Below are 23,090 nucleotides of genomic sequence, written 5' to 3'. Positions count from 1 at the left end.
CGTATATCGCGTATTTCGCGGTTAATGCCCCGTCTTTCCGGCAAGCAGGTCGATGGCGTGCGACAGAACCGGCCGGATGACATCGAAACACTCCTCAACACCCCGTGGGCTTCCGGGCAGGTTGATGATCAGAGTGTTGCCTCGAATACCGCAAATACCGCGTGAAAGCATCGCCCTCGGCGTCTTTGTCGCGGTTTCTCTCCGCATCGCTTCGGCCATGCCGGGAGCCTCGCGTTCGATGACGGCGCGTGTTGCTTCCGGCGTGTTGTCCCTTGGCCCAAAGCCCGTGCCGCCGGTCGTGATGATCAGGTTGACGTCTTCCCGCTCGGCCAGCGTGTAAAGCGTTTCCCGCAGATCGAGCAGTTCGTCCGAAACCAAGATCCGCTCAACGATCTCCGCCCCAACGCCATGAAACAACTCGACCAACTTATTGCCCGAAACGTCGTCCGCCAGCGTCCGCGTATCACTCACCGTCACAACCACTGCCCTAATTTCCATCTCTCCGTGCCCTCTGTGCCCTCTGTGCCTCTCTGGTCAATTCCTCTCTTTTAGGCGGCGGTGGTCTCAACAGCTTCCCTGCTTCGCTGTCGACGGCCGTATAGCACGCTCATGGCGACGCCTGCTACTACCAATCCCATGCCGGCCAACGCCATCGGCCCTTGGGCTTCGCCAAAGACGATCCAGCCGATCGTGATCGCGTAAACCAAGCCCGTGTAATTGATTATAGCCACGCCCGCGACGGGTTCGCGTTGCAGGGCGTTGGTCAGGAACATCTGCCCAAGCTGTGAGAATACTCCCACGAGGAACAGCCACAGCCATTCGATCCCAACGGGCGTGGTCCATTCAAAAAACAGCGACACGGCCCCGACGACCAGCCCGACAAACTGGAAATGCAGCACTACCGTTAGCGGATGCTCTTTGCCACGCAGGCTCCGCACAAGATTGTAAGCCACGCCCGAACAGAACGCCGACACGATGCCCAACCCTAAGTAATACGGCGAGATTCGCGGGTCGAACCGCTGGATCAGCAGCACCCCCAAAAACGCCACCGCGTAAAACAGCCATTGTATCGACCTCACGCGTTCGCTGAGCACGAATATCGCGATGGTCGCGGTAAATATCGGCGACAGGTACTGTATCGTCTGGGCCGACGCCAGCGGCATATGCTGCAGCGTCAGAAAGAAGCAATACAACGCCGCCGTGCCGAACGCGCCCCGCAAAAACAGTATCAAATGGCTCGTGCCGACCGGATTCTCGCGAGCGCGATACAGCCCGATAAAGCAAAACGTGCTCGCTATCAAACACCGAAAGAAGACCGTCTCCATCGCCGGAATGTGCGCGACCTGCTTGACGAAAACATTCGCCAAAATGAACGCCGCCGTCGATAAGAACATCGACCGCACCCCCGGCGTGATCCATTGTGCCTCGGTTGCCAAACTATGAGGTTAATCACCCCAAGCGCTCATTGCAACCGCGCCCGAAAATCAGAAAAATTGCGCCGTAAAAACTAGCTATTTCATTGATTTCGGGAATTGGGTTTCTTTTTGAACCGCAAGTCAAGCAGGCTGCCGATCTGCGGCGCAAATTTCGCCTATCTGTCCCGCAGGGACTGGCGGAAAATAGCCCGGCGATTCATCGCTGGGTAAATTGATCACAGCAATCTAAGTCCCGCAGGGACGACTGATCAACCCCTTTGCGCCATTTTCAACCGTCCCTACGGGACATCAACCCTTTCCGCAGCTGCAATCATTATCGCAGCCGTGTTTGGTGGAGAAGGACTTTCGCTTGGAGAAGAGTTTGACGCCGAGAAAGGCGAGGGCGGCGAGGATGATCAGCGCCACAACTGAGAACTGATAATTGAGAATGGAGAATAGAAAGACCCACATTCTATGCCATCTCCAGCACCTCAACGGCCTGCTCGCGGGTGACGGTTGGGAAATCATCAAGGAATTCGTCTAGAGGCACACCCTCTTCCAAATGATCAAACAGGCTCTCGACCGGCACACGCGTCCCGTGAAATACAGGCGTGCCGCCAAGGATCTCGGGATCGATGTTTATCACCTCGGTCATACGAGACAAATATACATCAAAGCAGTGAATAGTGAACAACTAATAGTGAATAGTGCCGGCATTGCTCGTTGTTCGTTATTCGTTGTTAATTACCCAAATCCTAACAGCTTTCCGCCCTGGTAGGTGAGCAGGGCGGCGATGTAGGCGATTACCGTCATGTAGGCGAACATGAAGATCGGCCAGGTCCAAGAGTTTGTTTCGCGGCGGACTACGGCGAGGGTGGACATGCATTGCATGGCGAGGACAAAGAAGACCATTAGGGTAAGGGCCGTGAGCGGCGTCCAGACGGGTGTGCCGTCGTCTTTTTTCTCATCGCGGATGGCGGAGATGAGGGTCTCGGACTCTTCGTTGGCGTCGCGGCCGACATTGTAGATGATGCTGAGCGTTGAGACAAGGACTTCCCTGGCGGCAAAGCTAGCGATCAGGGCGACGCCGATCTTCCAGTCGAAGCCGAGGGGTTCGATAACAGGCTCGATGGCGTGGCCTAAACGCCCCGCAAACGAGCGTTTTAGTTGAAGCGAATCCTGAGTCTGCCCTGAGTCTGAAGTGTTAAGTCTTGAGTCTTGAGCAGAACCCTCTTTTTCCTGCTCAGGACTTAAGACTTCAGACCGAAGACTCTGTGTTTGTTCCTGCTCAGGACTTAAGACTCCAGACTCAAGACCTTGTCTCGGGAAATACATCAGGGCCCATAAGATGATCGATATCGCCAGGATCACCGTTCCCGCTCGTTTCAAAAACAACCACGCACGCGTCAGCATGTTTTGCACGACGGTGCGGAGATTCGGCAATCTGTATGGCGGGAGTTCCATTAGGAACGGCGGCGGTGGAGCCTTCAATACCGTCCTTTTCAATACGAACGCGACGGCGATGGCTACGATGATGCCGATGGCGTACATTGCGAGCATCAGCAACGCGCCGACGGAAATGAATCCCATTACATATTGCCCACCAAAGAACGCGCCGATCATGAGCGTGTAAACCGGCAGGCGGGCCGAGCACGACATGAACGGGGCGATCAGGATGGTCGCGAAGCGATCGCGGCGGCTCTCGATAGTGCGGGTCGCCATGATGCCCGGAATCGCGCATGCAAAGCTCGATATCAGCGGCAAAAACGCCTTGCCGTGCAGGCCGATGCGGGACATTAGTTTGTCGAGCAGGAACGCCGCCCGGGCCATGTAGCCGCTGTCTTCGAGGAGCGATATAAAGAGGAAGAGAAGCAATATCTGCGGCAAAAACACCACCACGCCGCCGACGCCCGCGATGATGCCGTCCGCGATAAGGTCGGCGAGAATTCCCTCTGGCAAGGCCGATTTGGTGGCCTCGCTCAAGGCACCAAAGCCCGATTCCAACAGGTCCATCGGCAGCGTCGCCCACGAAAAGATCGTTTGGAAAACGACGAGCAGTATCGCGACGAGGATGACCAGACCAAAGAATCTGTGTGTCAACACACGGTCGATCTTCTCGGACAGGCGATGCTTGTCATGGTCGCTGTGCCAGACGGATTCCTGAACGGCGTTTGAAATGAACTGGTAGCGCGCAAAGATCTTGCCGTGCGGGCCGTCTTCTCTCGTCTCGTCGAAGACATACGGCACCTCGGGCGTCGTCCCGATGACGTCGTTCACCTTTTCCGCAAGCTCGTCGATCCCGCGGCCGGTCTTAGCGTTCACCGCGACGACCGGCGTTTTGAGCAAAGCCGACAGCATCTCGACATCGATCTGGTGCTTTTGCTTCTCAAACTGGTCGATCATTGTTAGGGCGACCACGACCGGAACGCCGAATTCAAAAAGCTGCGTGACGAGATAGAGATTGCGTTCGAGATTGGTCGCATCGACGACCGCCACGACAGCGTTGGGCCGCGGCACCTCCGGCCGCTCGCCGGTGATGATGTCACGGGCGATGTGCTCGTCCAGCGACGTCGCATCGAGGCTGTAGAGGCCGGGCAGGTCGATCAGATCGGCCGCGTGGCCGTTGAGAGTCCATGGGCCGGATTTGCGTTCGACTGTGACGCCGGGATAGTTTGCAACCTTTTGCTTGAGGCCCGTGAGGGCGTTAAACAGCGTGGTCTTGCCGGCGTTAGGATTGCCCGCAAGCGCGACGGTTATGTGCTGGCGATCGGCCATTTAAGAAAATTGCCCACGAAAAACACAAAACACACAAAAACAAGAAGCTATTTTCTTTTTTGTGTATTTCGTGTATTTCGTGGGCACCTGTTTTTATGCAACTTCGACGGCGGCGGCCTCGCTGCGGCGCATGGCGAGGCTGTAGCCTCGCAGGCGGACCTCGATCGGGTCGCCGAAGGGTGCGGATTTGACGACCTTTAGCGAGACGCCCGGAATGATACCCATTTCGAGCAATCTTTGCGTGATACGGCCGCTGCCGCTCACGGCGGTAACTCTTACACTTCGCCCCGGCACTACGTCTGTCAGTGTCGTTTTGACCATCGCAAGGGACTCCTCCTCAACCTAATAATATAGTAAATGAAAATCACTTTCAACTATTGGGGCAAGCTCACACCCCGTCTTGAGAACTGTCTTGGCAGGTCAGGCTCTATTTTCGAAGACTCGTCGAGCGAGAGACAAGCTCCGCCGTATATGCCCCGGCGGAAAAGCGCAGCGGGACGCGGTCCTCGGCTCCAAGCCATACTTTTAGGTCGAGTTTGTCAAGAATCCCTTCGCCCGTCGTGATCGAGATCAATTGAGCACTGACCTTCTCACCGCCGATGTCGATCACCTCGAGCGTCGATGGCCGCAAGGTGAAGACAAGCGGCCTGTCGCCCCAGAACACCGCCACGCGGGTATCGTTGACCGGATTGCCCGGATCTTTACTCGGCTTTAGATTGAACGAACGCATTGCGTAGATCAGCGTCAGGACCGTGTGGGTCCCGACGGGTGCGTCGATCGTTTGCTTTCCGCCCGTGCCGATCTCGCCGCTATTGGGGTCAAACGTCAGTGTTTGATTCAACGAGGGAAATGGAGAGACAAACTTCGCGGACGAGTATCGCGGGGCGAGTGTATCGGGATCGACCTGAGCTTCGAAATAATCGCCGGGACGGAGGGCATCCGCACCCGTAGCCGAACCCGTGACGCTGGCCCTAAGGACCAGGGTATCGACGTTGTTGATCCGCTTACGTTCTTTGGCATTCAATGTCATGGTGCCGGCCGGGCGTCGGTCAGTGGCGACGCGATATTCGAGAAGTTCACCAACCTGAAAGCCCAACTCAGGTAACAGCGGGGCGTTATCGACATACGTATCGGGCGTTGGCGACGGTTTGACAGCGGGCGTTGGTGCGGGTGTTGGGGTCGGTGTGGGTGTAGGTTTGGTTGGCACCTCGGGCAGCGTTATCGACGCAATGACCGCTCGAAAGGGCCCTTTGGGTGTCCTGAAGCGAAGGAAAACCGGGACGCGATGCTCGTCGGCCGTAAATCCGATCCGCATGTCCTTTATGCCGAGGGCAGCGAGGGCCTCGCCCTGCACGGCCGACACGTTGGCCTCAATGTCGCCAATCTCGGTCTTCACCTGTTCAGTGCCCGCGGCCGTGAGGGTGAGGCTGTAGAGTTGCTCATTCTCAGTAACGGCAAAACTGCCCGTGCCCCCACTCTCGCGGACCTTATAGATTAGCGAGAGCAGATCGAGGCTCGTCGTCGGCACCTTGAAGAAGTCAGCGTTCGTTTCTACCGGAAGGGCACCGGTGCTTGATACCTTTCGGATATAAACCGGGATGCCGGTTCCCGGCTGCAGATAGGCCGTCCGCGTCTCATCGATATTACAAAACGCCGCGCTGACGACATCAAATGTCTTGACGCGCGAGCGGACCTCAATAACATCGACATTTCTCAATTTGCCTCTTGAAAGGACTGCGATATCAGCGTATCCGGCATTAAGAAAACGTCCGAATGAGAGGTTATAAGAGAGCTTCTCACCGATGCGAAATCGTGTGGGGGCCGGACCCGTGTCGTTGGCTATTGTCTCGCTGTCCTGAGCACACACGAATGCCGCAAGGAAGGCAAACGCGACCGCGATGCGCAGGACGAAGCCGAATGGAAGTTTCTTGTAAATGGTCATTGATCGGCTTTTGCCGCCTCGTGCAATATCTCACTGACCGCGTCGGCCATGCTCACAGCGCGAATTATCGGACGGCCGATGACGAGAAGATCTGCGCCGTTATCGAACGCCTCTCTGACGCTGGTTACACGCCGCTGGTCGTCCCTTGTTGCAAAAGCGGGCCTGACGCCGGGCGTAACGATGATAAAACCGTCGCGGCCAACGGCCTTCCTGATCGCCACGGCTTCCTGCGCCGAGGCGACAACCCCATCGAGGCCGCAATCCGCAGCAAGCCGGGCCAGGCGAACGACCTGTGTCTCGGCATCCGTTTCGATACCGATCTCGCCGAGAGTATCGTCGTCGCTACTGGTCAACACTGTTACGGCGATGATCAGCGGCCTAGTCGAACGTGTCGACGAACAATGTGCCTCAACACGCCGTACCGTTTCGCGCATCATCTCGCCACCGCCGGATGCGTGAACATTCAGCATCCAAACGTCGAGTTTGGCGGCCTCGACGGCTGCATTTACAACAGTATTTGGGATATCGTGAAATTTTAAGTCGAGAAAAACGCGATGACCGTCTGCCGTAAGTTCCCTAACAAATTCGGGGCCCGCGACGGTGAACAACTGCAGCCCGACCTTGAAAGCGCCAACATGGCCTGCCAACTCCGCAACGATGCGGCGCGCCTCGTGGGCCGAATCCACATCGAGGGCGACTATTACGCGCATTTTTGGATCAATGACTGGCAAGGCCATACTGGCGGGCATGTTCGTCTAGTCGAGGTCAAGAGGATTTCTGAACGGTGTCGTCGTGTCGCCTTCTGCGCGTTTTAGGGCTTCCTTGAATTTTTCTTCGAGCAGCCGTTCGCGATCCTTCATTGACGACATTTCCTGAGCGAATATCTGCTCGCGATGTTCTTTCTGCTTGTCGAGGTTGCCTTTCAGGTCTTCGAACGATCCCAGGACCTTCTTCTTCTCCTCGTGTGCGAGCAGCGCCCCCGTGTTTGCATCGACCGTCAAGGTCGCTTCGCAGCAGGGGCAGACTATCGAATACTTATCCATAAAAACTGAGATTATACATTATCGGCTGTGATTCGTGCCTGTTATTGTGCAGACAAACCTGCGATCGCAAGCAATTGTGCAGTGGTCGCAGATTGCAGGTTGGTGAGCTTCTCCGTGCGCGCCGTGATCGTCTTGCCATTGCGGAGCCTGAATCTGAGCTCTTTCAGGGGCAGGCCGATCCAAACGGCCTCGATCCGATCGAACTGCGGATGGTCCTTAAAGACACGCACTTCGACAAAATGGCCCTCCTTGTCCATCGTCACAGCGGTTTCAGAGTTCTCGCCTGACGGGCGAAACTGCGGCGTAGGCTTCGGCCCTGAGGTCCCCGGATTCTCGACTCCCTGCCGTCGGTTCACGGCTAACTTAGCGTTCTCATTACCACTGTTGGCGAGCCTTTCCGTATTCGGCGCAAGGCTCGGTGTCGGCGACGCAGCCTGAGCGGCATTGGCGTTCGGCGACGGTTTCGTCGGTGTATCGGACGCCGGGCCGCAGCCGAGCGAACCGACACAGATGGCCGTGACAAAAAGCATTTTCATTAAACAAAACCTATGGTCCATCGAAAAAATGTTACGTGAAGAGGCATACTACGAGCAACCCGTCGTAAATCTTCTTCCCCGCGTTTTGAACTTTGCCGGTGCTGATGTAATATCTCTTTTTTGATTTTCCCCGCTATGCGGTTTTCACGCTCAAAACTTGTCCCTTAACCCAGGAGAGAACATGAACGCCAAAAATGTCTTGACTTTCGCTTCTGACCAAGAAGCGAGATTTGTCTCTGTGCGCTTTACGGATCTGCCCGGCGCGTGGCACCACCTGACCTTCCCGATCGATCAGTTGACGGAAGACAGCTTTGAGGACGGGTTCGGGTTTGACGCCTCTAGCCTTCGCGGGTGGGCGGCAATTCACGAATCGGACATGCTGCTCGTGCCGGATCCGTCGCGGTTCTGGATCGACCCATTCACCGACGACACCACGCTCTGCCTGATCGCAAATGCCGTCGATCCGATAACTAAAGAGGGCTACTGGCTCGATCCACGTTCGGTCGCAAGCCGCGCCGAGAGCTATCTGAACTTTACCGGCCTTGCCGACACCGCGTATTTTGGCCCCGAAGCCGAGTTCTTTATTTTTGACCAGGCTCAATTCCACAATGAGCAAAACTCGGCCGGCTACTTTATTGACAGCGAAGAGGGCCACTGGAACTCCGCACGTGGCGGAGATGTTCCGAACACCGGCTACCATATCCGCCCTAAAGAGGGCTACGTACCGGTCGCCCCGATGGATTCGCTTATCGACATCCGCAACACGATCTCGTCAACGCTCCTCGAGGTTGGCATCAGCGTCGAATGCCATCACCATGAGGTTGCGACCGCCGGACAATGCGAGATCGATTTCAGATTCTCGAATCTGCTCCATACGGCCGATAATCTGATGCTCTTTAAGTATGTCGTAAAGAATACGGCCCACGCCTACGATAAGACGGCGACATTTATGCCGAAACCGCTCTTCGGCGATAACGGCTCGGGTATGCACGTTCACCAGTCGTTGTGGAAGGACGGCGACCCGCTGTTTGGCGGCGATCAGTATGCGGGGCTGTCGGAGATGGCAAAATTCTACATCGGCGGGCTTTTGAAGCATGCTCCGGCGATAGTAGGATTTGCCGCACCAACGACCAACTCATACAAGAGGCTCGTTCCGGGCTTTGAGGCGCCCGTGAATCTGGCATACTCGGCGCGAAACCGCTCTGCGGCGGTGAGGATACCGATGTTCTCGCAATCGCCAAAGGCAAAGCGTCTTGAGTTTCGTCCGCCCGATCCGTCGTGCAATCCGTATCTGACGTTTGCGGCGCTGCTGATGGCCGGCCTCGACGGCGTCCAGAACCGCATCGATCCGGGCGAACCGCTCGACAAGGACATCTACGATCTGCCTCCCGAGGAATTGGCAAACGTCCCCTCGCTGCCAGGCAGCCTCGACGAATCGCTCAAGGCACTCGAGAACGACCACGACTTCCTGCTCAAGGGCGATGTCTTTACGCCACAGCTTATCGAACGCTGGATCAGATACAAACGCGAGAACGAGATCACGCCGTTGAGATTGCGGCCGCATCCGCTTGAGTTCTCGATGTATTATGATGTGTAGAAATTAGGTCTTAGGTCAGTTGCCTCCAGCTAGAGTCGGAGGCAACTGATAAGAAAGATTCTAAATATCGGGAACCCAATAAATTCTACCGCCGTCAGTCCGTTTCTTCAATCCCAGTCTTGGCAGATCGCTCTCAGGCACGCCCAGAAACGTGAAGTGCGGCAGGTCGCTCACGACAGTCTGATACCAGCCGTGTTTCGCCAGTATCTGTCTGACCTTGGCGTTCTCGTGCTCATTGACATCGAGAGCCAGCATAGACAGGTGCTGCGACGTGCCGGGCGGTGCGACGGAGTAGATGATAGATTTATCGAGCGTCTTGGCAAAGTAGATCCCCTGTTCTTCGAGCTTGAATATCTCACTCACCTGTTCAAATGGTGACATGCCCTTGATCCGATCCGCATCGGCTTGAGTGATGCGCCCCTTGCCGACCCAATGCGTCAGCCCCGGATTCACGCGGCTCGCCCAGAGCGTCACGGTATCCTCATAGCTGCGTTTTGCCGAGTCCGTCCCGCGAGGCGTGATGGACGCGCCAGACTTTTCGGCCTCAGCGATGGCATCCTTGAGATGCGTCATCGCAGGCTCCTGCAATTCGAGGGTCGTGCCGCCAATGCTGCCACTGGTTCCTTTGGCGGAGGATTGGAAGGCCGTCACGGCAGCCCCATCGCGAAAAGCGGCCGTCTTCGGCGCGACAGCACCACCGCGGGCGACGTATAGTGCGCCGTATTCCTTCAGCATCCGCTTGCCGACTTCATCAGTCGGCGGTTCAAAGCCTGCCGGCAGATTCGCAGTAAAACCACCGTTCATAATATTCTTGTCGGGCTCGATAGCCGAATTCTTTCCCGAATTTGACGCTTTGGGGATATTTGTCCAGGTCTTGTTATCGTTCGTTTCCGATCCGCATTGGCAAGCACCAACGGCGAATGCCAGCGTAATAAGAGCGATGATCGATCTGTGCATCTCAAAACTCCTTTACCGAAGCAATGACGAGTGGACGTAGTAGCCACCTTCGATCTCGGCCCATGGCCCGCAGCCCTTCCCGCTCTTGGGACATTCATAGCCAGTGTAGCCAACGACATTCACGCGCGCGCCGCGATTGAATCGAAATGTCGGATGAAATGCCGCATTCGAACTCGGCCCGACACGGACCCTGACATAGTTAGCGGAGATCGTTCTCATGCCCGTTGTCGGCATTGGCGGTGGCACCGCCGGCTGGACCGGGGCCGTCCGGGTGGATACGGATGTCGTTGGGGTCGCCGGTGTATTGGTCGCCTGGGCCTTTGGTTTCAGTGGGACCGATGCGGCTTTCAGAGCGCTTCCGTTATCGCTTTTTGCGGAGTCCCGAACCTGAAACGGCCAGAAGCGCTGCTTGCCCTCGTTGATGTAGCTATCAAAGATCGCCAATGCATATTTGCCGTTGGCGAGACCGTCTGGCACACGAAGGCGTTTCATCTCAGGCTTTCCTTCGACCGGCGCCGCCTGAAGGTCGATCTGCTGCATGCTGCCGTCGTCCTTGATCGCCTCGAGTGGAACGAGCCGCAGATCATTGATATTGATGCTGCTGTCCGCATTCAGGATAAGACTAGGATGCGATACCACGGTAGGAAGGGCCTCGTCCTTAAGCAAAGCGGCCTTGCCTTCGATTGCGTTTGCAAAATCCTGTCTACGTATCTCATCGACACGGTCCTTGGCGTCATTTTGCACGAACATCCCGAAATGTGTCGGAAGCACCTCGCTCGGCGTCCATTGATAGACGGCGAAGACGCCGCCGAAAACTACGACCAACAGTACGGCGACAAGCCCCGCCAGCACCCACGGCAGCACCGTCCGTTTCTTGTCAGCCATCTGGGCCACGCCCGGCGGCTGGAAGAGGTTCGCCCGACGCTGTACGGTCGCGTTTATCGGTTGTCCACAGCTTACGCAAAAGTCATAGTCATCTGCATTCTGAGTATTACAGTGATGACATATCATGACTACCTCACTCAGCGATGTTCGGGACCCAGAACTTCTGTCCGTTAGCAAAAACCGCCTTCAACCCAAGGGCCGGAAGTTCGCTCTCTTTCAGTCCGAGATATGTAAAATGCGGCTGATCGCTTTTGACGGTTTGGAACCATCCGTTCTCGGCCATGATCTGCCGAACGCCCGCATTGCCAAACTGAGCCACGTCGAGCGCCAGCAAAAAGTTGTGCTGCGAAGCTCCCGGCACGGCGACCGAATACAGTATCGATTTGGACCGGTCGGTGCTAAAGAATATATCATCCCGTTCCCATAGCAGGATCTGTTCGACCTGTTGACGTGCGGGCATCTTCGCCGCGGCAGATGCATCGGCGGGCCCTATCCGGCCTCGCTGCTGCCAGTATCTAAGTCCCGGATCGACACGCGACTTCCAGAGAGCGACCGTCGTCGAATAATTGCGCGCCGCGGCAGTCGGCCCGCCTCGCGGACTTATCCTAAGGCGACGTTTTGTAGCGTCCTTCCTCGCCTGAAGCAGGGCTACCATCGCCGGCCGCTGAAGAGTGATCGTAACGCCGTCTATCGTCTCGGTCTGCTTATCGATGTCGGCGTGAAGTTTACTGAGTTGCTCTTCGCTCTCATACATGCATCGTGGCGGTAGCATTACACCGCCATTGGCGACAAAGACAGCTCCGTATTCGCGGAAGATGCGGGTGGCCACCCAATCGGTCGTGATCGGGCAAACAGTCTCGAAGTCGCGTTTGTATTCCTTCTCAAAGAGCCGCTCGACCACCTCGCGAAAGTCCGTGGGAGCCACCGACTGCCCGCTGATCGCATTACCAAGCGACCCTATCGTCACGATCATCATGAATAGGTAAAGGCTTTTCATTTGTTAGCTACAACGATCGATGAGCATATCGACTCGCCCAAGATGATACCTCAATTTCTGCTTCGCAGCCACAATTAGTGTTCCGAACGGGCTTGATCTTGTTCTGGGCACACAAGTTGCTACCAATGAGCAATGTCAGGCTGTTCTACACGAAAATACTGCTCCTATCGCGGGGTATTTCGTGTAAGGTGCGAAAGATTTCGCGCTTTGTATTGGTCAATATGCGGATTCTCAAAGTCGACATCCCGGGGGAAGGCTACCATAAGGGATTGATCTCGTGTCAGGCCGCCTGCCCTGTTCACACGGATGCACGCGGCTACGTTCGAGCGATCGCAGACGGAAAATTCAATGAAGCCTACCTGATCGCCCGCGGCCCAAATCCCTTTGCCTCGATGTGCGGCCGTATCTGCGGAGCACCGTGCGAGGTCGCCTGCCGTCGCGGGAAGATTCCAAAAGTCAACGATGACGGGCTGTTTGTCGGCCAGGACCGTCCGATCGCCATTCGGGCGCTTAAGCGTTTCGTCTGCGACCAATACGGCCCCGAGGCAAGGCCGGTCAGTGATGTTGTCGATGAGATCAGGGATTTCATTCCGCCCATAGCGGCCGACGCCGAAGAAATGGCATCGCTCCTGCGAGCTGCACGCAGCCGAACCGTCGTGCCGGGCAACGGTGAGAAGATCGCCATTATCGGGTCAGGGCCCGCGGGACTGAGCGCAGCCCATGATCTGGCACTGTTAGGTTTCAATCCGGTTGTTTTTGAGATCGAACCGGTTGCGGCTGGTATGCTCGCGGTCGGAGTCCCGGCCTATCGCCTGCCCCGCGACCTGATAGCGAGCGAGGTGGCGGTCATCGAGGCACTCGGCGTCGATATCCGCTGCGGCGTCGAGGTCGGAAAGGACGTCACATTCAAGGAACTTCGCGAGCAGTTTGCGGCCGTAATAATAGCGGTCGGGGCAAAATCGTCGCGAGAACTCGGTCTCAAGGGCGAGAACGGCCCGGGTGTGGTCGGCGGCGTCGATCTGCTGCGGGCCGTCTCACTCGATGAACCTATCGAGATCGGCAACGAAGTGGTCGTGATCGGCGGTGGTAATGTCGCCTACGACGTCGCCCGCTCCGTAGTCCGGCAGATCGCATTCGATACGGCTCGAACGGCAGCTCGGCTGGCGGGCACGACGCGCGTTCACCTCGTCTCGCTCGAAGGTGCCGAAGAGATGCCTGCCGACACCATTGAGATCGTTGAGGGCGATGAGGAGGGCGTCGAACGCAGCAATGGCTGGGGCCCGACCGAGATCGTCCGCGATGAGGCGGGACACGTGACGGGCGTAGCTTTTCGTCGATGCCTGCGGGTCTATGACGACGAGCGAAAGTTTGCTCCGGTCTATGACGACGAGGATACGCGTGTCATCCCCTGCGACACGGTGCTGCTTGCAGTTGGGCAGGCCCCAAAGCTGTCATTTCTTGAGATCGGCGGCAAAGATGTCGAACGAATGCGCGGTGACTGGTTAAAGGTTGATCCAGCAACCCTTTCCACGACTGCGGATGGCGTCTTTGTCGCCGGTGATCTCGCCCACGGAACGCGTCTGCTCATCGATGCCGTCGCATCGGGCAAGGCGGCGGCGCGTTCCGTGTACCAATTCCTGACAGGCCGGAAATTGGAGAGCGAGGTCATCGAAGCCCACAGGGTCCTCGATCATTATCGGCGCGAACTCGGATACGAATCGATACGCCGCGTCGAGGTGCCGACGATCGAGCCATCCGAACGCCTCGAGCATCCCGAAAATGTCGTTGAGATCGGCTATACCAAGGAACAGGCAATGCGCGAGGCGTCTCGCTGTCTCGATTGTGGCGTCACGCCGGTATTCGACGGGCTGCGCTGCGTATTATGCGGCGGCTGTCAGGACGTCTGCCCGACAAAGTGTCTCAAGCTCGTCTCACTTGGCCGGATCGAGATCGGCGAAGAGACCGAAACAGTCTTTGACCGGGCGTTAGGCGAGGACGCTGACCTGAAGGAGAACTCAGCGATCCTTAAGGACGAGGACCGGTGCATCCGCTGCGCGCTGTGCGCGATACGCTGCCCGGTCGATGCGATATCAATGGAACGCATTACATTTCAGACAAACTGGAGTTGTGTATGACTACGCATCCGGGCAAGAAAGAGTCACGATTTGATCCCGAGCCGATGCCGCGCAGGGACTTTTTGGGCCTCGCAGCCTTGGGTTCGATGATTGCGGCATTCGTTTTCTCGGTATTCGGCATGCTCAAGCTGCCCAAGGCGGCCGTGTCGGCGACACTATCGAAGAAGTTTAACGTCACGCTGCCCGACACGCTGCTTGAGGGCGAGGCGTTCATCCCGCCGGGCCGCAACGTCGCCGTCTTTCGCGACGGCGAGGGTGTGTATGCGATCTCGACGATCTGTACGCATCTGGGCTGCATCGTCAAGGCAAGCGGAACGGGATTCGATTGTCCGTGCCACGGCTCAGGCTTTGAAAAAGACGGCACCGTGCGAAAGGGCCCGGCTCCCAAGCCCCTGCCGTGGCTTAAGGTAGCCAAGAATGGTGCGGTATTCAATATCGACGAGGGAACGACCGTCAAATCGGGGACAAAGGTGTAGCTATGCAGGCTGAACAAGGCTATTCCGCACTTGGTGAATTTTGGAACAACCTCAAGGCGATACCGCGCGAGGTTCGCCGGGCGATGTTCCGGGGCGGCACGCCGACAACCGATCGATCGAGATCGACTTTCGTTTTCGGCAATGTCTTTCTTCACCTGCACGCGGTCAGGACACATCTCTGGTCACTGCGATGGTCAACGACGGCCGGACTCGGCATCATCACGACAGCGGCATTTCTCATCACGCTGATCACGGGCGTGCTGCTGATGTTCTATTACAAGCCATACACGGACGTCGCATATCAATCGATCAAAGATATTCACTTTATCGTGCCGACCGGCCGCTACATGCGCAACATTCACCGTTGGGCGGCAAACGTGATGGTCATCGGCGTGATATTGCACATGGCGAGGGCGTTTTACACCGCAGCGTATCGCCATCCGCGCGAATTCAATTGGTTCATCGGCTGGGGGCTGCTTGTCACAACGCTGGCGCTTTCGTTCACCGGCTATCTGCTTCCGTGGGACCAGCTTGCATATTGGGCGATCACGATCGGCGCGAACATCGCTCAGAGTCCGCGTGAGATCACGGACGCAATGGGAATGACCGAGTTCTTTGACATCGGCGGCCTGCAGCGGGAGATACTGCTCGGCTCTGAGGTCGTAGGCGAAGAGGCCCTGATCCGCTTCTATCTGCTTCATGTGATGATCCTGCCGCTGACGCTCGCCGCGCTTATGGCCGTTCATTTCTGGCGCATTCGCAAGGACGGTGGACTTGCGAAGCCGTCTGATGCCGACCAGCGTGTCATCGAGGACAAGAAGCAATACTATCCGGTCTTTACAGAAGAGCCTGCGAAGACATATCAGCTTGCGGCGATCGTAAAAGGCAAAACGCCCGCCGTGGATTCCGGGCCTGAGAATACCGTGCCGTCGATGCCGCATCTGTTCTTTGCGGAGTTGGGCGTTCTGATGTTGACGGTGCTGATCTGTGTCGCACTGGCATTCGTTTCCGATGCTCCGTTAAAGGAGCTCGCCAATCCGCTCGTGCCTGAGAACCCAGCCAAGGCACCGTGGTATTTCCTCGGCCTGCAGGAGATCGTTTCGTTCTCGGCATTCATGGGTGGCATCGGAATACCGATGCTGTGCATGGTCGGGTTAGGACTGATACCGTTCCTCGACCGTGAGAAAGAAGGTACCGGCGAATGGTTCGGTGGCCCTGGCGGATGGCGGTTGGTTAAATGGTCGATGGTCGTCGGGTTTGCATCGTCGATCTTTGTCGAAGCATTTGCTATAGAATTCGGCTGGCTCCGCGAGTGGTTTCCTGACATTCCACAGCTTGTGATCACTCTAGTGAATCCCGGAACGGTGCTGACGGCCATCTACGCAGCATTCTCGTTCTGGGCGATCAGACGTTACAACTCGACGCGAGCGGGGGCATTGGCCCTCTTCACGTGCTTCCTGTGCGGATTTATCGTGCTGACCGTGATTGGCACATACTTCCGCGGTCCGAATTGGGATTTCTTCTGGTCGCCTTCGTCGTGGCCGGGGCATTGATGCGATGAATAAGAACAAGTACCTACTGATGATCTCAAGCCTCGGGGTTTTTGTGCTGCTCGTCGCGGCTGCGTTCAGCGAGAACTTCCTCAAGGACTGGCACCGGATACAGGCTACAGCCACCACCGCTGAAGGGCCGCTTGACGTTCGCCTAAGGCAGATCGTGAACCCGAACCTCAGGGTCACCGACCGATGCGTTACCTGTCACACGGGAATGGCTGCCGGTGAACAGATAACATCTCCACTAAAGGTCGGCGCCGCTCACAAGCCGGTCGTTCATTCGCCGCAGGAGATGGGCTGCACGACCTGTCATGGCGGCCAGGGACAGGCAACCGAAAAGGACGACGCACACGGCAATGTCCATTTCTGGACCGAACCGATGCTGCCGGCAAAATACGCCTACGCAAGCTGCGGCACATGCCACACGCCGCTCAACGTGCCCAGCCTGCCAACGCTCGACATCGCCCGCAAAACATTTGAGCGGCTCGATTGCTACGCCTGCCATCGCCTCGATGGGCGAGGCGGAACGATCCGGCCGGGCGGCGATATCACCGGCATGGAGGGCCCGGATCTCTCACTTGTGGGAATGAAGGGTTACAACGCCGAATGGTATCCGGCCCACGTCACAAAGATGCAGCAGGCAGCTGATGGCGCATGGAAAAACTCTTTCCGCGAGATCGGCGCCGAGGATCAGGCCGCACTGAAGACCCTTCTTGACACGACGATGGGAGCACCGAAGCTCATCGAGGCCAAGGCGCAGTTCAACACGGTCGGATGCGCCGGCTGCCACACCGTTGGCAGTTTTGGCGGGGATGCGGGCGTGAATTTGTCGATCTCGGGCCTCAAGGATCCAAACCAGCTTAACTTCTCCCGCGTACCGGGCGAGCGGTCGGTCGCAAACTGGACCGCCCAACACTTCCGCTCACCGGGATCGACCGTCGCCGGTTCTCAGATGCCGGTGCTCGGCCTCAATGAAGACCAGATCGACCTGCTGACACTCTATACGCTGAGCCTGCGGCGGCGAACACTGCCGGATGTGTTCTTGCCCAAAGATCGCGTAAAAGCCATGCGCTTCGGGGCACGAGAGTTTGCCAATGACGGGCCGACGATCTACGCGGCGGTCTGTTCGGCTTGCCACGCCGCAAACGGCGCGGGAGCAAGATATCCGGGGCTGGTGCCCAATCCATCGATCACGAATCCGGATTTTCTCTCGCTCGCGTCTGACGACTTTCTATTCGCGTCAATCAAAGGCGGACGGCCCGGCCGGCCGATGCTCGCTTGGGGCGAACGTGAGAATGGCCTGGAGGACGAGGAGATCCGCTCGGTGATCGCATACATCCGTGCCCTCGGCGGCGGCCAGCGGGCGGTGCCCGACACTAAGCCGCAGATATGGGCAACAGGCGACGCAACCAACGGCGAAAGGCTCTTTTCGGCGAACTGTGCCGGCTGTCACGGCAAGGCAGGTGTTGGGGGCGAAGGCCCCGCACTCAACAATCCTGCATTTCTGACCGCCGTGACAGATACCTATCTGGTCGGCACGATAACGAACGGCCGACGCGGCACGGTAATGCAGGGGTTTGCAAACGGTTCGCCGACACGGCCGGTTCTTACACAGGTGGAAATAGAGGCCATTGTTGTTTATCTGAGATCGCTCAAGAAATAGGTCACAAAGGAACAAGTTATGAAAAACGAATTATCCCGACGCGAATTTATGGCACGCATGACCGCGGCCGGCTTTGGTGCCCTTGCCCTCTCGGCAACGGATGCATGGGGCCTCGATGCGATAACCAATCCGCTCGCGGTTTACCCAAATCGCGACTGGGAAAAGGTGTATCGCGATCTGTGGAAGTATGACTCGCGCTACACCTTTACTTGCGCGCCGAACGACACGCATAACTGCCTGCTCAACGCGCATGTTCGCCAGGGCGTGATCACGCGGATCGGTCCGACGATGAAATACGGTGAAGCCAAAGACCTGCTCGGCAACGGCACGTCACACCGCTGGGACCCGCGCATCTGCCAGAAAGGGCTGGCGCTGACGCGTAGGTTCTACGGAGATCGCCGCGTGAATGGCACGATGGTTCGGGCCGGCTTCAAGAAGTGGTATGAGGACGGCTTCCCGAGAGGAAAGGACGGAAAACCGAGCGAGAGCTATATGAACCGCGGCCGCGACGAATGGGTGCGAATGTCGCATGATGAGGCCGCGGTAATTGTTGCCGCAGCGCTCAAGAACATCGCCGAGACCTACACCGGCGACGAGGGCATGCGCAAACTCAAGGAGCAGCACTACGACGAAGAGACCATCGCGGCGACGCAAGGCATCGGCACGCAAGTGATGAAATTCCGCGGCGGTATGCCGCTGCTGGGCATGACTCGCGTTTTTGGCATGTATCGCATGGCAAACTCGATGGCCCTGCTCGATAGCAAGATCCGCGGTGTCGGCCCCGACCAGGCGATGGGAGCCAAAGGATTTGACAACTATTCGTGGCACACCGACCTGCCGCCCGGACACACAATGGTGACGGGGCAGCAGACGGTCGAGTTTGATCTAAACTCCGTCGAGCAGGCAAAAACGGTCGTCGTCTGGGGCATGAACTGGATCACTACCAAAATGCCCGACGCTCACTGGCTGACAGAGGCCAGAATGAAGGGCACAAAAGTAGTCGTGATCGCGTGTGAATACTCAGCAACGGCGACAAAGGGTGATGAGGTCGTCGTTGTCAGGCCCGGCACGACACCCGCCGTGGCACTCGGGTTCGCCAACGTAATAATGCAGGAAAAACTGTATGACGAGGATTACGTCCGCCGTTGGACCGATATGCCGATCCTCGTCAGGATGGACACGCTCAAGTACTTGAAAGCGTCGGAGGTATTCGGCGGCGGCCCGGCCGAGCTGAAGCAGACCTTTATCGTCAAGGAAGGCGAGAAAGAGCCTCCGCCGATACAGCAAGACATCAAGAACGTCGTCCCGGAGAAACTTCGTAACGAATGGGGCGATTACGTGATCTGGGACACGAAGACCGGAACGCCGCAGATGCTCACCCGCGATGACGTCGGTGAGAATTCGAAAGCCGCGACGGCCCAACTCGAAGGCTCCGTTGAGGTCACACTTGCCGATGGCAGCAAGGTAAAATGCCGCCCGGTCTTTGATCTCGTCAAGGAATACGCCTCGCACTTCGACCCGAAAACTGTCGAAGAGCTCACCTGGGCACCTGCTGCCGCTATCGAAAAACTCGCCCGGCATTTTGCCAAAGAGCCTGGCACTACGCTCTTCGCGCTCGGCATGGGGCCGAACCAGTTCTTTAACAGCGACAACAAGGACCGCGACGTGTTTCTGCTCGCTTCGCTCACCGGCAACGTCGGGAAGATCGGCGGCAACGTCGGCTCGTACGCGGGTAATTACCGCACAGCACTGTTCAACGGCTCTGCACAGTGGATCAACGAGAATCCCTTCGATATCGAGCTCGATCCGACAAAACCCGCGCGGCCCAAACAGTATTGGAAGGCCGAATCGGCGCATTATTACAATCACGAAGATCATCCGCTGCGTGTCGGCAACAAGCTGCTGACCGGAAAGACACATATGCCGTGTCCGACGAAGTCGCTCTGGTTCGCAAACGCAAATTCGATCCTCGGCAACGTCAAGTGGCATTACAACATGGTCGTCAACGCGCTGCCGCGCATCGAGATGATCGCCGTGAATGAATGGTGGTGGTCAACGTCGTGCGAATGGGCGGACGTGGTATTCGGCGTCGATTCTTGGGCGGAGTTGAAGCATCCCGATATGACGGCGTCAGTGACAAATCCATTCCTGCTCGTCTTCCCAAAGACGCCGATGGAACGGATCTTCAACACAATGGGCGACATCGAGGTGTTCGCTACTGTTGCTTCAAAACTCGCAGACCTAACGGGTGACAACCGGTTCAATGACCTCTGGAAGTTTGTCCGCGAGGGGCAAACCGATGTCTATCTTCAGCGAATACTAGATAATTCGACCAACACGAAGGGCTACAACTTCAAGGAACTGCACGAAAAGGCCCTCAACGGAGTTCCCTCGATCATGTTGAGCCGAACGACGCCGAAGAACGTCGGTTACGACCAGCTTGTGGACGCAACGCCGTGGTATACAAAGAGCGGCCGGCTTGAACTGTACCGCGAAGAGGATGAGTTCATCGAGGCGGGCGAGAATCTGCCGGTCCATCGTGAACCTGTCGATTCGACATTCTACGAGCCGAACATCATTATTTCGGCGCCACACGAAGCCCTTCGGCCGGCGCAGCCTGAAGATTATGGTGTAAAGCGCGACGATCTCTCGTGCGAGACGCGTTGCGGGCGCAACGTCGTCTATACCTGGGCCGAGGCAAAGACGAAACCGCATCCGCTTATCAAGGACGATTACAAGTTCATCTTCCACACGCCCAAGTATCGCCACGGCGTCCATACGATGCCTATCGATACTGATATGAACGCCATTCTTTTTGGCCCGTTCGGCGACATCTATCGACACGACAAGCGAATGCCGTTCGTAAACGAAGGTTATGTCGATATCAACCCGCAGGACGCGCGAGAGATCGGTGTGAATGACGGCGACTATGTCTGGATCGACGCCGATCCGGAGGACCGGCCGTTTCGCGGCTGGCAGAAGGACAAGAAGAACTACGAATTCTCCCGACTCTTGTGTCGGGCAAGATACTATCCCGGCACGCCCCGCGGCGTGACGCGGATGTGGTTCAACATGTACGGCACGACGCCGGGTTCATTCCAAGGGCAAAAGGAACGCAAGGACGGCCTTGCCAAGAATCCACGAACTAACTATCAGGCAATGTTCCGCTGCGGTTCGCACCAGTCGGCAACACGCGGCTGGCTCAAGCCGACATGGATGACTGATTCACTCGTGCGCAAAGGAATGTATGGACAGGGGATCGGAAAGGGCTTTGCCGCCGATATCCACTGCCCTACCGGAGCCCCGCGTGAATCATTTGTGAAGATCACAAAGGCCGAGCCGGGCGGCATCGGCGATGAGCTGTTATGGCGTCCCGTGAAGCTCGGGATTCGGCCGGATAACGAGTCGGACGCGATGAAGAAATACCTCGCGGGCGAGTTCATTAAGAAGAAATAGGCGAGAAATGGACGCATTAAAACTACATCTCTTGCTCAATTATTACCCCGCGATCGGCATGGTGATCGGTTCGCTGGTTCTCGCCGCCGGTTGGTGGCGAAATCGGGCACGAACGCAGCGATTCGGGATCAAGGTCGTGTTGGTCACCGTCGCCGTCGCCATCGCCGTGGCCTTTACCGGCGAGTTCGCAGGGCTAGCGGCGGAGCCATCTGCCGGGCCGCGGGCTAACGCTCTGAATGCCCACAAGTTAAGCGCGACAGCCGCATCTGTCACGGCGCTTGTTGCGGGGATCTTCGGCCTAGTCGCCCTAATTCGCGGACGGGCCGATGCCGAACGTCCTAAGCGACTCTACGCGATCGCGATGATCTTCGCGATCGTATCCTCCGTGCTTTTCATCGCAACAATTTTCAAGGGGCGGCAGGTAAAATGGGCCGATAAGAATGCAACCCAAATAAACAGACCATCGAAACTGGAGAATAAACTATGGCACGCGTAAATAACTGGCAGCTTGGCCGTGAAATGTCTTACTGGTATCCGGAGAGTCGCCCTGAAAAGCAGTTCGCCGCCGTCTTCGACACGAATAAATGCATCGCGTGTCAGACCTGCACACTGGCTTGCAAGACCACCTGGACGAGCGGCAAGGGGCAGGAATACATGCTCTGGAACAACGTCGAGACCAAACCATACGGCTTTTATCCGCTCGCGTGGGACCTCAACCTGCTCCAGATGCTCGACGGCCAGCAGTGGACCGAGAAGGACGGTAAACACGTCTATGAGGGCAGCACGATATTTGAGAATGCTCCCGCGGGCGAACGCGTTCTCGGCTGGCGGCCAAGCGACGAGGATTACTCGTATCCAAATGTTGGCGAAGACGATTGTTCAGGCGGCGTTGACGGCGGAGCGAGCCTCGAAGGCACGCATGACATGGCTTGGTTCTACTATCTGGCCCGCATCTGTAATCACTGCACGTATCCGGCGTGTCTCGCATCGTGCCCTCGCGGTTCGATCTACAAACGCCCGGAGGACGGCATCGTGCTCGTCGATCAGGGCCGTTGCCGAGGTTATCAGGAATGCGTCCGAGGCTGTCCTTATAAGAAAGTGTTCTTTAATCCGATGACTTCGACGTCAGAGAAGTGTATCGCGTGTTACCCCAAGATCGAGGAGGGCCTGTCGCCGCAGTGCTTTGAGAACTGCATCGGCAAGATTCGGATGGCCGGTTTTCTCAACACACCCGACAAGGCGCAGGCAGATAACCCACTCGACTATCTTGTCCACATCAAGAAGGTTGCTCTGCCGCTGTTTCCGCAATTCGGGCTCGAGCCAAATGTTTACTACATCCCACCCGTGCATGTGCCGACGCATTTTACGCAGCAGATGTTTGGGCCGGGCGTCGATAAGGCGGTCGAGGTTTACAGAAACGCACCAAATGATCCAGAGCTAACAAGCTTGCTCGGGTTATTCGGTTCGACCGCGAGTATCGTGCGCAAATGGAAACGCGTGGGCGATAAAGCGATCGGAATGGATGAGAACGGTAAAGAACTGGTCAATGTGCCGTTCAAAGAACCGGTGCATATTCGCCCGGCTTACGACAAGGTCTATCAGATCACACGCACAAATTGCCCGTAGCGGGAGATATTGAATGCGGCCTGCGGCCCTATTA

At 57.0% G+C, this 23,090-nt stretch carries 20 protein-coding genes; 8 read left to right on the top strand and 12 right to left on the bottom strand.

Annotated elements, in window-relative coordinates; all coding sequences use genetic code 11:
* Positions 1-21: 21 nt before the first annotated feature.
* The 9 genes from IPM59_08930 to IPM59_08890 all read right to left on the bottom strand — a co-directional run bounded on the left by IPM59_08930 (position 22) and on the right by IPM59_08890 (position 7,711).
* On the bottom strand, positions 22-498 hold the full coding sequence (locus tag IPM59_08930; GenBank protein MBK9215713.1) for a MogA/MoaB family molybdenum cofactor biosynthesis protein: 477 nt from the start codon (positions 496-498) through the stop codon (positions 22-24).
* 50 nt (positions 499-548) lie between these two features.
* Positions 549-1,436 (bottom strand): DMT family transporter, encoded by an 888-nt coding sequence (locus IPM59_08925; GenBank protein MBK9215712.1) that lies wholly within the window; start codon positions 1,434-1,436, stop codon positions 549-551.
* Between the two features lie 451 nt (positions 1,437-1,887).
* Positions 1,888-2,070: a DUF433 domain-containing protein gene (locus tag IPM59_08920; protein ID MBK9215711.1), complete on the bottom strand. Its 183-nt coding sequence runs from the start codon at positions 2,068-2,070 to the stop codon at positions 1,888-1,890.
* A gap of 89 nt (positions 2,071-2,159) precedes the next feature.
* On the bottom strand, positions 2,160-4,190 hold the full coding sequence (gene feoB / locus IPM59_08915) for a ferrous iron transport protein B (protein ID MBK9215710.1): 2,031 nt from the start codon (positions 4,188-4,190) through the stop codon (positions 2,160-2,162).
* Between the two features lie 93 nt (positions 4,191-4,283).
* Entirely contained in the window at positions 4,284-4,511 is a 228-nt protein-coding gene (locus IPM59_08910; GenBank protein MBK9215709.1) for a ferrous iron transport protein A, read from the bottom strand.
* Positions 4,512-4,617: 106 nt separating this feature from the next.
* Complete coding sequence (locus IPM59_08905) at positions 4,618-6,132, bottom strand: DUF3108 domain-containing protein (protein MBK9215708.1); 1,515 nt, start codon at positions 6,130-6,132, stop codon at positions 4,618-4,620.
* Positions 6,129-6,869, bottom strand: a complete 741-nt coding sequence (pyrF, locus tag IPM59_08900; protein MBK9215707.1) for an orotidine-5'-phosphate decarboxylase — start codon at positions 6,867-6,869, stop codon at positions 6,129-6,131. Before pyrF ends, IPM59_08905 begins: the two co-directional genes overlap by 4 nt.
* 18 nt (positions 6,870-6,887) lie before the next feature.
* The gene (locus tag IPM59_08895) at positions 6,888-7,175 is read right to left on the bottom strand and encodes a 2-nitropropane dioxygenase (GenBank protein ID MBK9215706.1); all 288 of its coding nucleotides are present in this window, start codon (positions 7,173-7,175) and stop codon (positions 6,888-6,890) included.
* 41 nt (positions 7,176-7,216) lie between these two features.
* Positions 7,217-7,711, bottom strand: a complete 495-nt coding sequence (locus tag IPM59_08890; GenBank protein ID MBK9215705.1) for a hypothetical protein — start codon at positions 7,709-7,711, stop codon at positions 7,217-7,219.
* 181 nt (positions 7,712-7,892) lie between these two features.
* Between IPM59_08890 and glnA the strand changes: the two genes are divergently transcribed.
* Positions 7,893-9,308, top strand: a complete 1,416-nt coding sequence (glnA, locus tag IPM59_08885) for a type I glutamate--ammonia ligase (GenBank protein MBK9215704.1) — start codon at positions 7,893-7,895, stop codon at positions 9,306-9,308.
* A 60-nt stretch (positions 9,309-9,368) separates the two neighbouring features.
* On the opposite strand, the gene IPM59_08880 is transcribed toward glnA, so the two are convergent.
* Genes IPM59_08880 through IPM59_08870 form a run of 3 tightly spaced genes read right to left on the bottom strand, consistent with a single transcriptional unit; the run spans position 9,369 to position 12,147 of the window.
* Positions 9,369-10,265 (bottom strand): D-alanyl-D-alanine carboxypeptidase family protein, encoded by an 897-nt coding sequence (locus IPM59_08880; protein ID MBK9215703.1) that lies wholly within the window; start codon positions 10,263-10,265, stop codon positions 9,369-9,371.
* Positions 10,266-10,277: 12 nt separating this feature from the next.
* Positions 10,278-11,276, bottom strand: coding sequence for a zinc ribbon domain-containing protein (locus IPM59_08875; protein MBK9215702.1), 999 nt, complete (start codon positions 11,274-11,276; stop codon positions 10,278-10,280).
* A gap of 7 nt (positions 11,277-11,283) precedes the next feature.
* Entirely contained in the window at positions 11,284-12,147 is an 864-nt protein-coding gene (locus IPM59_08870) for a hypothetical protein (GenBank protein ID MBK9215701.1), read from the bottom strand.
* A gap of 221 nt (positions 12,148-12,368) precedes the next feature.
* On the opposite strand from IPM59_08870, the gene IPM59_08865 reads away from it, so the two are divergent.
* The 7 genes from IPM59_08865 to IPM59_08835 are packed head-to-tail and all read left to right on the top strand — an operon-like array spanning position 12,369 to position 23,056.
* Positions 12,369-14,282: an FAD-dependent oxidoreductase gene (locus tag IPM59_08865; protein ID MBK9215700.1), complete on the top strand. Its 1,914-nt coding sequence runs from the start codon at positions 12,369-12,371 to the stop codon at positions 14,280-14,282.
* Positions 14,279-14,758, top strand: a complete 480-nt coding sequence (locus tag IPM59_08860; GenBank protein ID MBK9215699.1) for a ubiquinol-cytochrome c reductase iron-sulfur subunit — start codon at positions 14,279-14,281, stop codon at positions 14,756-14,758. The genes IPM59_08865 and IPM59_08860 overlap by 4 nt, the downstream gene beginning before the upstream one ends.
* A 2-nt stretch (positions 14,759-14,760) precedes the next feature.
* Positions 14,761-16,311 (top strand): cytochrome b N-terminal domain-containing protein, encoded by a 1,551-nt coding sequence (locus IPM59_08855; protein MBK9215698.1) that lies wholly within the window; start codon positions 14,761-14,763, stop codon positions 16,309-16,311.
* Between the two features lie 4 nt (positions 16,312-16,315).
* Positions 16,316-17,974, top strand: coding sequence for a c-type cytochrome (locus tag IPM59_08850; protein ID MBK9215697.1), 1,659 nt, complete (start codon positions 16,316-16,318; stop codon positions 17,972-17,974).
* An 18-nt stretch (positions 17,975-17,992) separates the two neighbouring features.
* Positions 17,993-21,430: a molybdopterin-dependent oxidoreductase gene (locus tag IPM59_08845; protein ID MBK9215696.1), complete on the top strand. Its 3,438-nt coding sequence runs from the start codon at positions 17,993-17,995 to the stop codon at positions 21,428-21,430.
* Positions 21,431-21,437: 7 nt separating this feature from the next.
* Entirely contained in the window at positions 21,438-21,926 is a 489-nt protein-coding gene (locus IPM59_08840) for a hypothetical protein (GenBank protein ID MBK9215695.1), read from the top strand.
* Positions 21,914-23,056 (top strand): dehydrogenase, encoded by a 1,143-nt coding sequence (locus IPM59_08835; GenBank protein MBK9215694.1) that lies wholly within the window; start codon positions 21,914-21,916, stop codon positions 23,054-23,056. The genes IPM59_08840 and IPM59_08835 overlap by 13 nt, the downstream gene beginning before the upstream one ends.
* Positions 23,057-23,090 lie beyond the last annotated feature (34 nt).

It is taken from the genome of Chloracidobacterium sp., assembly GCA_016715795.1.
GTDB lineage: Bacteria > Acidobacteriota > Blastocatellia > Pyrinomonadales > Pyrinomonadaceae > OLB17.
Note: the sequence above shows the minus strand (reverse complement) of the source record. Positions and strands in the feature narration are given on the sequence as shown.

What these genes read in the sequence shown, in the direction of transcription:
- IPM59_08855 (MBK9215698.1), top strand. Translation starts at nt 14,761, where the DNA reads ATGCAGGCTGAACAAGGCTATTCCGCACTTGGTGAATTTTGGAACAAC.
- IPM59_08905 (MBK9215708.1), bottom strand. Translation starts at nt 6,132, where the DNA reads ATGACCATTTACAAGAAACTTCCATTCGGCTTCGTCCTGCGCATCGCG.
- IPM59_08860 (MBK9215699.1), top strand. Translation starts at nt 14,279, where the DNA reads ATGACTACGCATCCGGGCAAGAAAGAGTCACGATTTGATCCCGAGCCG.
- IPM59_08870 (MBK9215701.1), bottom strand. Translation starts at nt 12,147, where the DNA reads ATGAAAAGCCTTTACCTATTCATGATGATCGTGACGATAGGGTCGCTT.
- IPM59_08850 (MBK9215697.1), top strand. Translation starts at nt 16,316, where the DNA reads ATGAATAAGAACAAGTACCTACTGATGATCTCAAGCCTCGGGGTTTTT.
- feoB (MBK9215710.1), bottom strand. Translation starts at nt 4,190, where the DNA reads ATGGCCGATCGCCAGCACATAACCGTCGCGCTTGCGGGCAATCCTAAC.
- IPM59_08890 (MBK9215705.1), bottom strand. Translation starts at nt 7,711, where the DNA reads ATGAAAATGCTTTTTGTCACGGCCATCTGTGTCGGTTCGCTCGGCTGC.
- IPM59_08880 (MBK9215703.1), bottom strand. Translation starts at nt 10,265, where the DNA reads ATGCACAGATCGATCATCGCTCTTATTACGCTGGCATTCGCCGTTGGT.
- IPM59_08920 (MBK9215711.1), bottom strand. Translation starts at nt 2,070, where the DNA reads ATGACCGAGGTGATAAACATCGATCCCGAGATCCTTGGCGGCACGCCT.
- IPM59_08930 (MBK9215713.1), bottom strand. Translation starts at nt 498, where the DNA reads ATGGAAATTAGGGCAGTGGTTGTGACGGTGAGTGATACGCGGACGCTG.
- IPM59_08910 (MBK9215709.1), bottom strand. Translation starts at nt 4,511, where the DNA reads ATGGTCAAAACGACACTGACAGACGTAGTGCCGGGGCGAAGTGTAAGA.
- IPM59_08875 (MBK9215702.1), bottom strand. Translation starts at nt 11,276, where the DNA reads ATGATATGTCATCACTGTAATACTCAGAATGCAGATGACTATGACTTT.
- IPM59_08895 (MBK9215706.1), bottom strand. Translation starts at nt 7,175, where the DNA reads ATGGATAAGTATTCGATAGTCTGCCCCTGCTGCGAAGCGACCTTGACG.
- IPM59_08835 (MBK9215694.1), top strand. Translation starts at nt 21,914, where the DNA reads ATGGCACGCGTAAATAACTGGCAGCTTGGCCGTGAAATGTCTTACTGG.
- glnA (MBK9215704.1), top strand. Translation starts at nt 7,893, where the DNA reads ATGAACGCCAAAAATGTCTTGACTTTCGCTTCTGACCAAGAAGCGAGA.
- IPM59_08845 (MBK9215696.1), top strand. Translation starts at nt 17,993, where the DNA reads ATGAAAAACGAATTATCCCGACGCGAATTTATGGCACGCATGACCGCG.
- IPM59_08840 (MBK9215695.1), top strand. Translation starts at nt 21,438, where the DNA reads ATGGACGCATTAAAACTACATCTCTTGCTCAATTATTACCCCGCGATC.
- IPM59_08865 (MBK9215700.1), top strand. Translation starts at nt 12,369, where the DNA reads ATGCGGATTCTCAAAGTCGACATCCCGGGGGAAGGCTACCATAAGGGA.
- pyrF (MBK9215707.1), bottom strand. Translation starts at nt 6,869, where the DNA reads ATGGCCTTGCCAGTCATTGATCCAAAAATGCGCGTAATAGTCGCCCTC.